This is a genomic window from Chryseobacterium sp. sg2396, assembly GCF_042610505.1.
Classification (GTDB): Bacteria; Bacteroidota; Bacteroidia; order Flavobacteriales; family Weeksellaceae; genus Chryseobacterium.
Genome location: NZ_JBHGAQ010000004.1, coordinates 151,081 through 165,769, shown reverse-complemented (window position 1 = coordinate 165,769; position 14,689 = coordinate 151,081). Strand labels below are relative to the sequence as shown.

Genomic DNA, 14,689 nt, shown 5'->3' with positions numbered 1-14,689 from the left:
ACATAAAATATAAATCCTGCTTTTACGGCGGGATTTTTTTTCCGAATATGTTCCGATTAGACGAAAACGAGATTTCATTTCCCGATCCGGAAATTTACGACGGGCACGAAGGAGTTATAGCCCTCGGCGGGGACCTCTCGATCGAGCGGATATGGTTTGCTTATCAGCTGGGTATTTTTCCCTGGTACAACCCCGGAGAAGAAATTCTCTGGTGGTGTCCTGATCCGAGATTCGTACTGTTTCCAGGTGAACTTAAAGTTTCCAAATCCATGCGCAAAATACTGGACCGGAATGTTTTTACCTTTTCAGAAAACCAAAATTTCAGGGAGGTTATCAAAAACTGCCAGGAAATCAGCCGCCGCGGACAGGACGGGACGTGGCTATCGGACGAGCTGATGCGGACTTTTATTCAGTTGCACGAATATGGGCTGGCAAAAAGTATTGAGGTATGGCAGGACGGAGTGCTGGTCGGCGGATTTTACGGGCTCCAGATCGGTAAGGTATTCTGTGGAGAGAGCATGTTTGCCAAAGTAAGCAATGCTTCCAAAGCAGGCTTTATACATTTTGTGGAAACCCACAGGGACAGCCTTGAGATCATCGACTGCCAGTCGCACACCGAACACCTTGAAAGCCTCGGTGCACGAATGATCGCCAAAAAAGAATTTTTAAAAATTTTACACGAAAACAATGAACGCAGATAAAGAGAAGTGGATTCTTTTGGTCGTACTTAGCCTGATCTGGGGCTCTTCTTTTATTTTAATTAAAAAATCGTTAGACCATTTCAGCCCTTATCAGGTAGGTGCTTTAAGGGTCTTGATCGCAGGAATCATTCTGATGCCGGTGGCGATTTCAAAGTATAAACTGTTCCCGAAAAAACATGTAAAATGGCTTATTTTAGCCGCTTTTACCGGAAATTTCATTCCGATGTTCCTGTTTCCTATTGCAGAAACGAAAGTAAGCAGCAGCATTGCCGGAATTATCAATTCAATGATGCCTATTTTCGTGATAATCGTCGGAGCACTGGTCTGGAAGTTTGAAACCACAAAACGGCAGATCACCGGGACCTTTATCAGTTTTTCAGGAGTTTGCCTTCTGGCTTTCGGCGGAAGCGGCGATGAGGGGGAATTTAAATTAATTCCCATCCTTCTGCTTTTAACAGCAACTTTATGCTATGCCATCAGCACCACAACGGTAAAATCAAAGCTCATGGAGGTTTCTTCCACTGTACTCTCTGCATTCGTATTTTCTTTCGTATTGTTTCTGCCATCGCTGATTGCGTTGATGGGTACCGGGTTTTTCTCCACCTTTAGCTTGGATCGGAACCATCTGACCGGACTGATGTTTGTAAGCCTGTTATCGGTATTCGGAACCGGTCTCGCCATGATGATGAACTATCGTTTACTAAAAGTTTCATCACCACTATTTGCTTCCACGGTTACTTTACTGATGCCGATCGTTGCCATCATCTGGGGTGTTCTGGACGGCGAAAAGCTTTCTGTAACGCAGTTTGTAGGTGCAGGCATTATCATTGCCGGGCTGATATTTTTAAGAGCGAAACCGAACATTATAAACAAATAAATCCTGCATTACTGCAGGATTTTTAGTATTTAAAAGTTCAATAATTCTTTTCTAATAAACGATCCGTTTATGAATTTTTCTTTTTTACTTTGGCCTTTACCTTTTTCACTTCATCCTTAATGAAAGGATATTTCTTCTGCATATCCGTTACCAATGAAGGATCCAGTTCCAATGCTTTCTGAAGTGATGCAATACCTTTTTCCTGATCTTTAAGGTTGAGATAGCAGTTACTGAGCTGATAGAATAATTCTGCCCTGTTATGCGCTTTCACGGCCTTTTGCAGCAGTATTACCGCTTCTTCATATTCTCCCAACAGCATTAAGACTTCCGAATAGGCGTACCAGTTGTAGAACCTTGTCGGTTCCGCATCCACCAGCTTCTTCAGGCAAGAAAGACTTTCCTCAAACTTTCCGGAATCGATAAACAGAAAGGCCAGTCTTTTCTGGTAATCCAGATTGTTTTCATTCAGGTGCGTTGCTTCTTTTGCAAAATGCAGGGCTTCCGTCATTCCGCCCATTTCTTCATAGATGTAGGACTGTTCCATCATCGCCAGGTAAAACTGAGGGTCTTCCCTGAGCGATTTCTGAAAGGCGTTAAGGGCCACAATCGGCTGTTTTAAGGCTTTATAGCATAGCCCGATCTTGTAAAAAGTAAATGCTTTGGTATATTCCAGCTCAAGCATTTCCTTGTAAATTTCAATAGCTTTTTTGTACTGTCCTAAAGCTTCATAACATGCCGCTTTATTGGCATACACTCCAACCGAACTGGAATTGATGGCCAACAGATAATCATACCCTTTAATCGCTTCTTCGTAATTTTTCCGGTTGAAGTAAAACTGTCCGTACTCGAACCAGGCTATTTCGGAATAGGCAAATTCATCAAGATACTCATTAAGAAAGGCAATCGCTTCATCACTCTTATTCAGGTCCGCAAAGCACACCATACAGTTTTCCAGGGAATATTCGTCCGTAGGATCTTCTTTGAGTGCTTTTCTGTAATGTTTAAGGGCGTTAAAAGGGTCTCCCAGATTCACATATTCATCCGCAATAAAATTGTGAAGGAAATTTTCTTCTTCTCTCAATTCTAATGCTTTCTTGCAAATTTCAATAGATTTCTTGGGGTTTCCCAGATTCGAATAATACTTCGCATAACACACCAGGAAATCGGTGTTTTCCATAGAAGAGCCCTTCAGCTCGTCAATCAGTTCTTTCGAAGTATTATAATCTTCCCATTCCAGCAGAATTTCAAGCTTTTTAATCTTGATATCCAGAGAATTGGGATGGAGCTTCAGTCCGTAATTAACCGCTACATCGGCATAATTAAAATCTCCCAGCTCCAGATAATAAACAATAATGTCTTCCAGTTCTTCGGTATCGAAGTAGAACTCATCATGGTTATCCATCATTTCTTCGAACTTCTTCACAAGTTCATTTCCAAAATACTCTTCCAATACTTGTATCCTTAGTCAATCAATGTCTGAATATGCTTACAAACCTCGACAAACTTTTTTAAATTAATTATTACTTCTGAAATTTAAGATTCAAAATGTATGCAAAGTTGCGAAATTTTTTCGACATTCCTCTTCGTAAATTTCTATTTTAAAGATAGTAAAAAGAAGATTATCTGCAAACCGTTGTGGATAAAAAGAGGGGAATTATCAATAATTTAACGTTTTGATAAAGGTTGATTATTACAGTGGTTAAAACCGTTTGAAAATGTTGTCTTGAATAATTTTAAACCTTTTTGAAATAAAAAGGACGGAACCAAAGTTCCGCCCCCACTTTATTTTATTAGATCAGACTTCTGATCTTTGCAATGATCTCGTCTCCCAACCGATCCGCCTCTTCCTGTGATTTAGCCTCTGTATAAATCCTGATAATCGGTTCCGTATTGGATTTTCTGAGATGCACCCAGTTATTTTCAAAATCTATTTTTACCCCGTCCACAGTAGATACTTCTTCATTCTGATATTCTTTTTCCATTTGGGACAAAATATCGTCCACATTGATTTCCGGAGTAAGCTCGATTTTCTTTTTGCCCATGAAATAGGCAGGATAACCCGCTCTCAGTTCGGAAACCGTTTTATTTTCTTTCGCCAGATGTGTTAAAAACAAAGCGACACCCACCAAAGAATCCCTTCCGTAATGCAGATCCGGATAAATGATTCCTCCGTTCCCTTCACCACCGATCACAGCATTTTTTTCCTTCATTAAGGTGACTACATTTACTTCTCCTACTGCACTTGCAAAATATCCGGAGTTGTGATCCCTGGCCACATCCCTTAAGGCACGGCTTGAGGAAAGGTTGGAAACAGCCACTCCGTTTTTATGTTTCAGCAGATAATCCGCAACGGTAACCAAGGTATATTCTTCCCCGAACATCTCTCCTTTTTCATCGATCAGAGCCAATCTGTCCACATCCGGATCGACAACGATTCCGAAATCCGCCCCCTCTTTTTTCACCAGTTCACAGATATCGCCCAGATGTTCTTTCAGCGGTTCCGGATTATGTGGGAAACGGCCTGTCGGCTCACAGTATAATTTTACGGTTTCGCAGCCAAGCTTATCCAGCAGCATCGGAATGGCAATTCCGCCTGTAGAATTTACGGCATCCAAAACCACTTTGAATTTCTTTGCTTTAATGGCTTCCACATCCACCATCGGAAGATCTAAAATCTGTTGGATATGGATATCGAAAGCATCATCCCTGGTTTCATATTTTCCCAGATCATCCACTTCTGCGTAATTGAAATCTTCGCTTTCCGCCAAAGCCAATACTTCCGCACCGTTTTCGCCACTGATGAATTCGCCTTTATCATTCAATAATTTCAGGGCATTCCACTGTTTCGGGTTGTGGGAAGCGGTAAGGATGATTCCGCCGTCCGCTTTCAGTTCGGGAACCATGATTTCAACCGTCGGTGTCGTAGAAAGCCCTAAATCCACCACGTGGATCCCAAGCCCCTGCAGTGTTGCGGAAACCAGCGAAGAAACCATCTGTCCTGAGATTCTCGCATCCCTTCCGATCACCAGGGTCAGGTCTTTTTTGTTTTTATTGTTCTGGAGCCAAGTTCCGAATGCCGAAGCAAATTTTACCACATCCAGCGGCGTAAGATTATCGTTCACTTTGCCGCCGATCGTTCCGCGGATCCCTGAAATACTTTTTATTAATGACATTTTAATGTTTTATTTATTCTTTTAATAATAAACTTCTTAGTATATACCACTTTCCTGATATCGGAAAGATGATATTTACGTACAAAATTACAAATAAAACCCCGGATTAATATCGGAAATAAAGCATTCAATTGATTACCAAATGAAAAGCCGCATAGAAGCGGCTAAATATTTTTATAAGTTGTTTAAAGCTAAGAACACCCGCAATCCTTATCGCAGCCGTTTCTTTTGGAGCTGAACTTTTTCGGTGCGAAATTCTTCCTGAGAATCCTGATTAGGGAATAGCAGGCGAATGCAACGACGAGTAAAACAATGATGTATTGTAAGAGTAATGAAGGATCCATTATTTTAAAATCTGGTACGCTATCATAGACACAAAATATGCCAAACCGGTCATCATCGCTACCTGCAAGCCGGTCCATTTCCAGCTTTTGGTTTCTCTGTAGACTACTGCCAGCGTGGAAATACACTGCATGGCAAATGCATAAAATAAAAGCACGGAAACCCCTGTCGCAAAGCTGAATACTTTTTGGCCGTCCGGTTTTACATCCCGTCTCATTTTATCGATTACTTTCACTTCCGGCGCATCATCCTCAAGGCTGTATAAGGTAGACATTGTTCCTACAAATACTTCTCTTGCAACAAAGCTTGTCAGGATCCCGACTCCCATTTTCCAATCATAGCCCAAAGGTGCAATGACAGGCTCAATGCCTTTTCCCATTTTGGCCAGGTATGAATGATCCAGCTTTACATTGGTCGCCACAAACTGTTCCGGGTTCTGTTTCGGTCCAAAATAGCTCAGGAACCAGATGATGATACTGACGATGAAAATAATTTTTCCCGCCCCGGTAATAAATTCCCAGACCTTTCCCAGCACCATTCTGAAATCGTAGGCAAAAAGCGGTTTTTTATAGGTCGGCAGGTCCATTACCAGATAGGTTTTGCCTTTGTTTTTAATAAATCTTTTAAGAACGGCCGCAGAAAATAAGGCTACTAAAAAACCCAAAAGGTACATCCCCATCAGCACCAGGGCTTTGTATTTTATGCCTAAAAAAGAACCGTCCGAAATAATCAGCCCGATAATGATGCTGTATACCGGGAGCCTTGCAGAGCATGTCATGAAAGGCGTTACCAGAATTGTGAGCAACCTTTCTTTCAGATTTTCGATATTCCGGGTAGAAATGACCGCCGGAATGGCACAGGCTGTTCCCGAAACCAACGGAACGATACTTTTCCCGTTCAGCCCGAAAGGCCGCAACAGACGGTCCATCAGGAACACCACCCTGGCCATATAGCCTGAGTCTTCCAGAAGATACAGAAAGTACAACAAAATTCCGATCTGCGGCGCGAAGACCACGATTCCACCGATCCCCGGGACAATCCCGTTAGACACCAGTGAATTGATAGGACCTTCCGGTAAATGCCCGGATGTAAAGGCAGCCAGCCATGAAAAAAAGCTGTCGATCCAGTTCATCGGATATTCCGCAAGAAAGAAAACGCTTTGGAAAATCACCAGCAGAATCATCAGGAAAACAACATATCCCCAGAATTTATGAACCAGAACCTTATCCAGTTTTTCCGTTAATAATTCTTTGAACTGAGGCTTTTTAGAGATTACATCTGCTAAAATTTTATCAATGTTCTGATATCTCCTTACAGTTTCCTGGACCTGAAGCCTTTTCGGCACCATGCTTTTAGAATCCGGTTCGTCGATCAGTCCGACAATCGATTCTATTTTCCCCAGGTCTGCCCCCATGGACAGGCTCATCCAGGCCTTGTATTCATTATCGAAACCATTATGGGAAATAACTTTAAGGATAAAATTCTTGTGTTCGCTCGGCGTTTCAAAAGAAATCTGTTCTGATTTTACAAATTCGTTATGATATACCGCTTCTTTAAGATCATCGATTCCGACCTGCTCTTTGGCATTGGTCTGAATAATCTTTATCCCTAAAGATTCGGATAATTTCTGAATATCGAGGGTAATGCCCCTTCTTTCTGCCTGGTCGATCTGGTTCACTACCAGTACCACCGGAATCCCAAGGTCCTGAATCTGCTGAAAAAGAAGCAACCCTCTTTTCAGACTTAATGCTTCAAGGATATAAACGACGCCGGCATAGTTGTTCTGCTCGTCGATCAGGAATTTTGAAAAAATAGCCTCGTCTTCGGAACTCGGATAAATGCTGTAAGAACCCGGCAGGTCGATAATCTCGACTTCTTCATTTCTGTAAGTATATGTTCCTGAATGACTGGCTACGGTAACCCCGGCATAATTTCCGGTCTTCTGTTTCTTGTTGCTTAAAGCATTGAAAACCGTCGACTTTCCCACATTCGGGTTTCCGACCAAAAGCACCTGTTTTTTCTGACTGTCCTGCATCAATTCAATTCTTCAACAATAATATATTCTCCTTCTTCTTCACGAAGGGCAATACGGCTTTTTTCATCACCGAATTCCACATACATCGGCCCGCTGAAGGGTGCCTGGTACAAAATTCTGAAAGAGGTTTCGGGAAGAAGCCCCATTTCGATGATTTTGTTGGGCATCTTCAGGCTATCGTTGTCATATCCCAATATCTTTCCCATCTTATTTTTGGGAAATCCGCTCAACTTATGTAAACCTCTATCTTTCAAAGCCAGGATTTTTGTATCTGCAAATATACGCTATTTAAATTTAATCTAAATAACGTTGTGCCATGAAAAAAATCAACCCAAATGCATGAAAACATTTGGGTTGATTCAAATATAGTTTAGTAAATATGAATGTTACTTTTTCTTTTTTCCGGAATCCTGCTGGCTGAGCTCTATCGGATTATCGTTGGCGTTAAAGAAGTCCTTGTACATTTTCTCCTGCTTCTTCATCATATCACCGATCGTCCCATCCATTCCCGGAATCGATCTGGACATGATTTCCTGCGTCATCATTGGTCTTGCCGAAGCCAGAGGATCTTTTTTGAAATCGTTAAACGTTTTCTCGAATTTCTCTCTCGGCATTTCCGTTACTTTTGTTCCTACGTTGGACATTTTTTCCATGTTTGTAAGTTCTTCCCAATTCGGAACTTTTTTATTTCCCTGAAGTACCCATGAATAGTTCTTGTCCTGATCCTCAATTTTTACAATCAGCCCCGGAAGTCCTGAGAATTTGTACGGCCCATCCTGAAAAGGAAGCTCTGTACTGAACCAGGCAGTCCATGTTCTGCCACCAAATTCGGTTGTTGCTTTCTGGGCATTATAAGCGCCGATCTTGGCTTTTTCATTGGAAATTTTCCAGTTGAATTTTACATTTTCATTATAACCGATATTCATAGGGGTAAAACCGTTTGCGATTCTTTCGATATACTCAATTTTCATATCAGGATACGTTTTTACGATCTTTTCTGAAAATTTAGGCATTTTAAAAGATTTGGAAAGGTCTTTGAAAACCCCGGACTTTTGCATAGCTTCGATCTGAACTTTAAGAATAGAGTCCTGGCTAATGGCTGTATAATCTCTGTAAATGGATCTGTCTTTAACAATATCCAAAGCCATGATTACTTTTTCTATTTTGGCAGAATCTTTTTTCGGCTTAAAGCTAAGTTCATAGAAAAACCGGTTCGCCGTTTCTTTGGAATCGCTGTTCTGAGCACTTGCGAATGCAAAAATCGCAATCAGGAATATTGAAAATAGTTTTTTCATTTTAATAAGACTGTTTATATCATTAGTTAACGCTTTGTAGTTTTTGTTACAGACTTTTTTGTTTTATATTTTTATATTTTTTATATTTTTTATATTAAATTGATTTACAATAATTTAAAACTATTAATAAGGACTTTTATTGGATCGATAAATAAAAAAAGACTGTCCTTTTGTGACAGCCTCTTTCTTAAAATATATTAAAATCTGCTTATTTAAAGTTGAATTTTACGGTGAACATGACCTGGCTCGGACGGAGCTGGATTCTGGTAAAAGAAATACTTTGAGGGTTTATATTGTACGTTTCAAATACTCTTTTATTTGCAATATTCATCCATTTCACTTCAAAATCAATTTTCTTCTTAGCCCAGGTGAACTGATAGGACAAATCATAGAATCCATTGTGATACTTTTGATCTGCCGCACTTGTATTAACTTGATCCCAATTAAATCCAATAGTATGGTTTTCAATTGGATAAAAGAAAAGTGCTAAATTGTGATTATACCCATTTTGTGAATTTTTATTATTCAGCAATGGTGTTGCACTTTTACTTACCTGCTCGGTTACTGAAATATTAAAATTATAATCTACGCTCATCCAACTGAAATATGTATTGTTAATTTTAAATCCATATGACTGCGAATTGTTTCTGCTGGTATAGGCTGCTCCATTCTGATAAGCATCCGATTTTGAGGTATTATTGCTATAGCTTACCGAAGCATTTGTCTTAAATTTTGGAAAATATTTCCCAACTTCAGCAGAATAATTATTGGTTAATGCGTGGTTTTCCTGTTCTAAATATCCCATAATCATCTGTCCGGATGTATTTCTTGTAGGCGATGATATCAAATTTCTTTTGACATCCGAATATCTGTAATTAATATTAAAGAATAAATTATTTAACGGGTTTCTGTACTCCAAACGGGATCCGGCAGACTTTGAATTGTTTTGCGGAATAGGATTATCTGCTGCCATAGCAAAAAGATTTTCAGGCGAAGTCATTAAAAATCCTGAATATGCTGTATTAATCTCACCAAAATTATTATTAATATTAGCATTTACAGACGCTTTCCAGAAAGACGCAAAATTATATTGTGCAAAAACATTAGGCTCAAACGTAACTTTATTTACTTCTTTATTAACCAGTCGTGCAGGATCTTCTGCTTTTATATTATTAGAGTTCACCGGAAGATTGGCATACAACAACCAAGAGTCGCTTTTGTAATTAATCCCGACACTTCCATATGGAACAGCGATCGTATAATCAAGATCATTATAGTAATTCTGTCCGTACCCGTAATATGTTCCTTCCTGAAGATTTGTTAAAGCCGTATTCAGTTTAGTTGATTTAAAATTTAATCCGACTTCAGGTGTAAATGTCCAGCCTTTTGCAGAAAACCCTATATTGGCAGAATGATTTGCTTCAAAAGTTTTAAGCCTTAAATTCTGTCTCACCGTTTCTGCATATGGTCCCGCATTAAATCCGGGAATATCAAGATACGATCCGGGAGATACATCCAAAGTCTGACGGTCAGTTTGATAACTTACATAGGATAAAATATTCACCATTTTCTGCTTCCATGGAACAATGGTACTTAATGAGTTTTGAAAAGATGTAGTTGGAGATTCAATAGCTTCATCGGCATTTCGGGTTGAATTTACGACACTATTAACCGTTCTGTCGACAATACCCCTGTCAGCATTCCAATATTGTGAAAAGCTTGTGGTATTTTTAAAAAATCCCTTTTTAGCATTTTTAGTAAAAATTAATTCCCCCTTTGCTTTATCTGTATAAAAATTATTTAAAACATTCTTTATTACAGTTGATGCAGGCTGATTTGTCGTGGCAAAATAATCGGTTTTGCTATATGATTCCCTTTCTACCGCATTATTAGTATAATTTGCATTGGCTTTTAATTCCCATTCTTTTTTCTTATCGATATTGGTAAGGTAATTGGCGGATGCATAGTGCACACTGTTCATCAGGTATCTTTTTATCGGAAGATTCGGAGTGCTTGCATTTTCCACATTCAGCCAGTCGTTTTGGGTAGCGTTGATCCTTCTTCCTTCAAACCTGTTCCCGAATGATAAAATATTCCCTTCATTTTCCACCTGCTCACCAACATTGTTGGTTTTGTAGTTAACGACCCATTGGCTTTTCTGCCCGAAAAACATTGGGGTAAGCTTAACGTTCCACAGCAATGGACTTGCGCCGACACCGACTTCCCCTCTTCCCGTCATGGTAACGGAATTTTTAAGCTTGATGTTGATCGCAGCCTGATCGGAAGGCACTTTATCCTGCAGGATTTTTACCGGCTGGTGGTTTTCCAGAACTTCCACTTTCTGTACCGCGTCTTTCGGAAGCGAGTTGTTGATTGTTCCGTATCCTCCTTCCATTAGATCTTTTCCGTTAACGTAAAATTTATTGATAGCATTTCCCTGGTAAAGAATCGTTCCGTCTGTATTCACTTCGATGCCCGGCATTTTTTTCAGAACGTCCGCGAGGGTCCTGTCGCTTTTGCTGTCGAAAGCTTTAAGGTCGTATGAAATGGTATCTCCCCTTGCAGTAACCATTTTGGTTTTAAGTTTTACTTCTTTGATTTCCGTGGCTTCTGACTCCATTTTAAAGTTCAGGGTCTGGTCGCTGTTGCTGATCTGCCGGGTTACGGACTTTTGGTTGAAAGCCTTTACTTTAAGATCTACGTTGGATTCCGCCGAAGTGAAGGTCACTTTATATTCCCCTTTCGAATTGGTGATTCCATAGGCAAGAATGGCATCTTTTCCCGGCTCTTCCACCGTTACGCTGGCGCTTGGGATCCCAACCCCGTCTTCATCCGTGATCTTTCCTGAAACCGTTTTCTGTGCAAAAGCGATTACAGAGAAAAAAATCATCAGAAATAAAGAAATTTTCGATTTCATAATTTATTATTTGCTTATTAGTTAATAGTTCCTGCTTTTTGTTACACCCTTATAAAGATTGGATTAAAAGCGGAAAGTTAAAGTTCGTTTTTTATCACTACAAACATAGTGATATTTATTGTATCTGTGAGCGTAAATCTTTCAACTCTTTTTAAGACACTTAAAAATTCTCTTTTTTGGGAATTAATGGATCACTTTAAGCCAGCCATAAAATTTTAGGGTTTTTGATTATCTATTTTTTTTTTAATCTCTACATTTATAAAAAATAACATCACCATGGGAATAGGAACCAATCTTAAGAAACTAAGAACCAAAACCAGGTTTTCCCAGCAGGAAATTGCCGATATGCTGGGGCTGGACCGAAATACCTATACCAACTGGGAAAACGAAACTACGGACATCAAATCACAGTATATTCCCAGACTGGCAGAAATCTTTCAGGTAAGTATTCTTGAACTTTTTGATGCTAAAGCCAAAAGTGAATTTGTAAATAATAATTATGATAATAAAGAAAATGGGCAGAAGGATATCCAGCAGGGCATTATCATCAACATTACCGATTCTGAGGCGGCAAAAGTTATCAGTTCTCAACTGGAAGAATTGGTTAAAAATCTGAAAAAATAAACAACGGATTTACGATATGTTTGTTATTCGATGGAAATCTAAACGGTAATTTGATAATTAATTTAGCTTGGACTTTTACGGAATTATAAATAAAAAATCACTCAAAAGGGTTTAACTCTAAAGGGTTGTTATACATTTTTTTCTTTCTATCATATGCATTTTGCAATTCTTTTCTTAACTCTTCGCCCATATCTGCAGGATAGCCAGCCAGAGTAAATTCCATGTTATACTTAGCTTTTAAATACTTAGTTTTTGGATAACTTTTATATTCATTAAGATTAAAATCAAAATCATCCGTATATTTTTCTATTTTTTCCAGTATAAAATGGTAATCATTTCTTATATCATATAATTCGAAAATCAATCCGGGCAATCCATTAAATTTATAAGGCCCCAATGATTGGGGATAATCTTTAGAAAAGTAAGCGATCCATCTTCTGCCGTATTTATTGGTTGCTGCCATTTGGCATTTTATCCCATTGATTACTTTTGTATCACTATACAAAACCCACTTTATTCTTCCGTTTTCTTCATATCGTATTTTAGAATCCATTACCGTGACAAGCACTGTTGTTTTATCTTTCCATTTAATTAATCTTTCCTGGAAATAATCACTAATTGCTCTTGTATCTATACCTTTAATTCCATATTGCCCCGTATCATTTAAATAATTTTGAAATGCAGCAAAATAATAATCCTGAGAATTTCCTACTAGCAGGAACTTTTGATTGTGATGATATTTTTCTCCTAACTGAAGATTTGCCTCATAGGTAACTCGTATTGTTGGTTCAAAACTGATTCTTTGACCAAAAGACAAAGTAAAAAGAAAAAAAACAATATAGGTATAAATCTTTTTCATAATTCATTATATAATAGCGGAGTCAAAGACTCCGCTGGAGATTAAGGATTAATTGTTACATCCGGCCTTGTGCCACATTCTGCTTCATTTATTGAAGCGATTGCATTAGACATTTGATTATATGTCCAGTTGTCCGGAAAAGATGTATAGTGCTTTACACCGCAAGTAGAAGTCCAAACCGCCTGAACTCTTGCAAACGCCATAACGGAAATCCCGATCATAGCGCAGAATAAAATTTTCTTTTTCATAGAAATTGCTTTTAAATAGTTAATAATAATTTTTCCTCTGGCTGGGCACCTTTGTCTAGAATAAGAACCCGGCCCGGATGATGCATCATGATGACCTTTAAGAAATACCTGCTGCGGCAAGACACCGCAGCAGGTTTCGCGAATTTCCCATTTGTGTCATACCACAAACCTAAGAAGATATTCTGAGATCCATTGCATAAGAAATTCAGCAAATTACGATGTATTTATTGAGCATAATTCACAACATATTTGAGTTATTGCTTTAAAAATTTTTCGCTTAAAAAGCCGAATCTGTTTTTTTATTTTATCTTATTATCCTTATCGAAATAAAATCTTTATCCGGAAAAATATTTTTCAATGATAAATTAAAGATGTTGATGGTTTGAAATTATTTACCGGACAGACTTTCTTAAGTTGAGAAGATGTCTTTGGTAACCTCCCTGTTTCCATATTTAATATTTTTATTTATTCTAAATAGGCAAAAATAATCTGAGTGATAGATTAAAAAAAGCTTAAATATCTTAACATATCTATTTAATTTAATAATTTTGTAACATTAAATTTTAAGAAATGGGAATCAATTTAAAGCCAATTGATATTGTAGATGATATTACGCAGGAAGAGTTCATTGAAAAATATTTGAAGCCAAGAAAGCCTGTTGTTATCAAGAACATGGCAAAAAAATGGCCCGCGTATCAGAAATGGACGATGGAATATATGAAGGAGGTTGTAGGTGATGTAGAAGTCCCTTTGTACGACAGCTCGAAGGCGGATCCTGCTGCTCCCATCAATGCTTCCGCTGCAAAAATGAAGTTCGGAGATTACATCGATATGATTCAGCGGGAGCCTACCGATCTCAGGATTTTCCTTTTTGATCCTATAAAATTCGCTCCGAAATTGCTGGAAGATTACATTTCTCCCAAAGAATTAATGGGCGGATTCCTGGATAAATATCCCAATATGTTCTTCGGAGGACAGGGCTCCGTAACCTTTCTACACTTCGATATTGATATGGCGCACATCTTCCATACCCATTTCAACGGAAGAAAACACATTCTCCTTTTTGATTATAAATGGAGGGAAAGGCTTTATCAGATTCCTTACGCAACCTATGCCCTGGAAGATTATGATATTGAAAATCCAGATTTTACCAAGTTCCCGGCATTGGATGGGGTAGAAGGAATCGAATGCTACCTTGAACACGGCGACACCCTGTTTATGCCGACGGGATGGTGGCATTGGATGAAATACCTGGATGGCAGCTTCTCTATATCACTGAGAGCATGGGACAAATCCTGGGCGGTAAAAGCCCACTCCTTGTGGAATCTTACCGTTCAGCGCAAGTTTGACGATATGATGAAAAAGAATTTCAGGAAAAAATACATGGACTGGAAAGAAAAAGTAGCCATCAAAAGGGCCGAGATTGCCCTGAAAAAAGGATTACCACGATCATAATCAAAAAAAGACGTTTCCGCGGAAACGTCTTTTTTATTTACTTATTTTAACGTGAATTCGAGAGTTGTCCTTCACGGGCTTCAAACAAGGCCTTTTGATATTTGAGACTGTTACCGACAGGTTGAACGACGAAACTTTCAGCATCCAGTTCCTTTTTTAAAGC

The 14,689-nt window shown here is 38.8% G+C and carries 12 protein-coding genes; 4 read left to right on the top strand and 8 right to left on the bottom strand.

The features are described 5' to 3' along the window. Positions 1 to 47: 47 nt before the first annotated feature. Together aat and ACED20_RS05890 are read left to right on the top strand one after the other, a co-directional pair. Positions 48 to 701 (top strand): leucyl/phenylalanyl-tRNA--protein transferase, encoded by a 654-nt coding sequence (aat, locus tag ACED20_RS05895; protein WP_345766881.1) that lies wholly within the window; start codon positions 48 to 50, stop codon positions 699 to 701. Beyond that, the gene (locus tag ACED20_RS05890; protein ID WP_294221713.1) at positions 688 to 1,578 is read left to right on the top strand and encodes a DMT family transporter; all 891 of its coding nucleotides are present in this window, start codon (positions 688 to 690) and stop codon (positions 1,576 to 1,578) included. Before aat ends, ACED20_RS05890 begins: the two co-directional genes overlap by 14 nt. 67 nt (positions 1,579 to 1,645) lie before the next feature. Here the strand turns inward: ACED20_RS05890 and ACED20_RS05885 are convergent, their stop codons facing one another. From ACED20_RS05885 to ACED20_RS05860, 6 genes are all read right to left on the bottom strand, one after another. Continuing rightward, the gene (locus ACED20_RS05885; protein WP_378103785.1) at positions 1,646 to 3,028 is read right to left on the bottom strand and encodes a tetratricopeptide repeat protein; all 1,383 of its coding nucleotides are present in this window, start codon (positions 3,026 to 3,028) and stop codon (positions 1,646 to 1,648) included. 340 nt (positions 3,029 to 3,368) lie between these two features. Then, the gene (glmM, locus tag ACED20_RS05880; protein WP_378103782.1) at positions 3,369 to 4,751 is read right to left on the bottom strand and encodes a phosphoglucosamine mutase; all 1,383 of its coding nucleotides are present in this window, start codon (positions 4,749 to 4,751) and stop codon (positions 3,369 to 3,371) included. 343 nt (positions 4,752 to 5,094) lie between these two features. Then, a complete protein-coding gene (gene feoB / locus ACED20_RS05875; RefSeq protein WP_294221708.1) occupies positions 5,095 to 7,128 on the bottom strand; it encodes a ferrous iron transport protein B in 2,034 nt (677 codons plus the stop codon). Continuing rightward, entirely contained in the window at positions 7,128 to 7,382 is a 255-nt protein-coding gene (locus tag ACED20_RS05870) for a FeoA family protein (RefSeq protein ID WP_294199654.1), read from the bottom strand. Before ACED20_RS05870 ends, feoB begins: the two co-directional genes overlap by 1 nt. 132 nt (positions 7,383 to 7,514) lie before the next feature. Then, entirely contained in the window at positions 7,515 to 8,423 is a 909-nt protein-coding gene (locus ACED20_RS05865; protein WP_294199655.1) for a GLPGLI family protein, read from the bottom strand. Between the two features lie 208 nt (positions 8,424 to 8,631). Further along, the gene (locus ACED20_RS05860; RefSeq protein WP_294221705.1) at positions 8,632 to 11,340 is read right to left on the bottom strand and encodes a carboxypeptidase regulatory-like domain-containing protein; all 2,709 of its coding nucleotides are present in this window, start codon (positions 11,338 to 11,340) and stop codon (positions 8,632 to 8,634) included. 276 nt (positions 11,341 to 11,616) lie between these two features. Here ACED20_RS05860 and ACED20_RS05855 point away from each other — a divergent pair, with 276 nt between their 5' ends. After that, a complete protein-coding gene (locus ACED20_RS05855) occupies positions 11,617 to 11,964 on the top strand; it encodes a helix-turn-helix domain-containing protein (RefSeq protein WP_378103776.1) in 348 nt (115 codons plus the stop codon). Between the two features lie 97 nt (positions 11,965 to 12,061). Here ACED20_RS05855 and ACED20_RS05850 read toward each other — a convergent pair whose 3' ends face one another. Together ACED20_RS05850 and ACED20_RS05845 are read right to left on the bottom strand one after the other, a co-directional pair. Continuing rightward, complete coding sequence (locus tag ACED20_RS05850; RefSeq protein WP_294221699.1) at positions 12,062 to 12,823, bottom strand: GLPGLI family protein; 762 nt, start codon at positions 12,821 to 12,823, stop codon at positions 12,062 to 12,064. A 41-nt stretch (positions 12,824 to 12,864) separates the two neighbouring features. Further along, positions 12,865 to 13,071, bottom strand: coding sequence for a hypothetical protein (locus ACED20_RS05845; RefSeq protein ID WP_294233199.1), 207 nt, complete (start codon positions 13,069 to 13,071; stop codon positions 12,865 to 12,867). A 570-nt stretch (positions 13,072 to 13,641) separates the two neighbouring features. Between ACED20_RS05845 and ACED20_RS05840 the strand changes: the two genes are divergently transcribed. Beyond that, positions 13,642 to 14,526, top strand: coding sequence for a cupin-like domain-containing protein (locus ACED20_RS05840; protein ID WP_294201191.1), 885 nt, complete (start codon positions 13,642 to 13,644; stop codon positions 14,524 to 14,526). Positions 14,527 to 14,689 lie beyond the last annotated feature (163 nt).

Bases quoted from the DNA above. Each gene is read 5' to 3' on its own strand.
- ACED20_RS05845 (WP_294233199.1), bottom strand. From the start codon at position 13,071: ATGAAAAAGAAAATTTTATTCTGCGCTATGATCGGGATTTCCGTTATG.
- ACED20_RS05890 (WP_294221713.1), top strand. From the start codon at position 688: ATGAACGCAGATAAAGAGAAGTGGATTCTTTTGGTCGTACTTAGCCTG.
- ACED20_RS05840 (WP_294201191.1), top strand. From the start codon at position 13,642: ATGGGAATCAATTTAAAGCCAATTGATATTGTAGATGATATTACGCAG.
- aat (WP_345766881.1), top strand. From the start codon at position 48: ATGTTCCGATTAGACGAAAACGAGATTTCATTTCCCGATCCGGAAATT.
- feoB (WP_294221708.1), bottom strand. From the start codon at position 7,128: ATGCAGGACAGTCAGAAAAAACAGGTGCTTTTGGTCGGAAACCCGAAT.
- glmM (WP_378103782.1), bottom strand. From the start codon at position 4,751: ATGTCATTAATAAAAAGTATTTCAGGGATCCGCGGAACGATCGGCGGC.
- ACED20_RS05855 (WP_378103776.1), top strand. From the start codon at position 11,617: ATGGGAATAGGAACCAATCTTAAGAAACTAAGAACCAAAACCAGGTTT.
- ACED20_RS05850 (WP_294221699.1), bottom strand. From the start codon at position 12,823: ATGAAAAAGATTTATACCTATATTGTTTTTTTTCTTTTTACTTTGTCT.
- ACED20_RS05865 (WP_294199655.1), bottom strand. From the start codon at position 8,423: ATGAAAAAACTATTTTCAATATTCCTGATTGCGATTTTTGCATTCGCA.
- ACED20_RS05860 (WP_294221705.1), bottom strand. From the start codon at position 11,340: ATGAAATCGAAAATTTCTTTATTTCTGATGATTTTTTTCTCTGTAATC.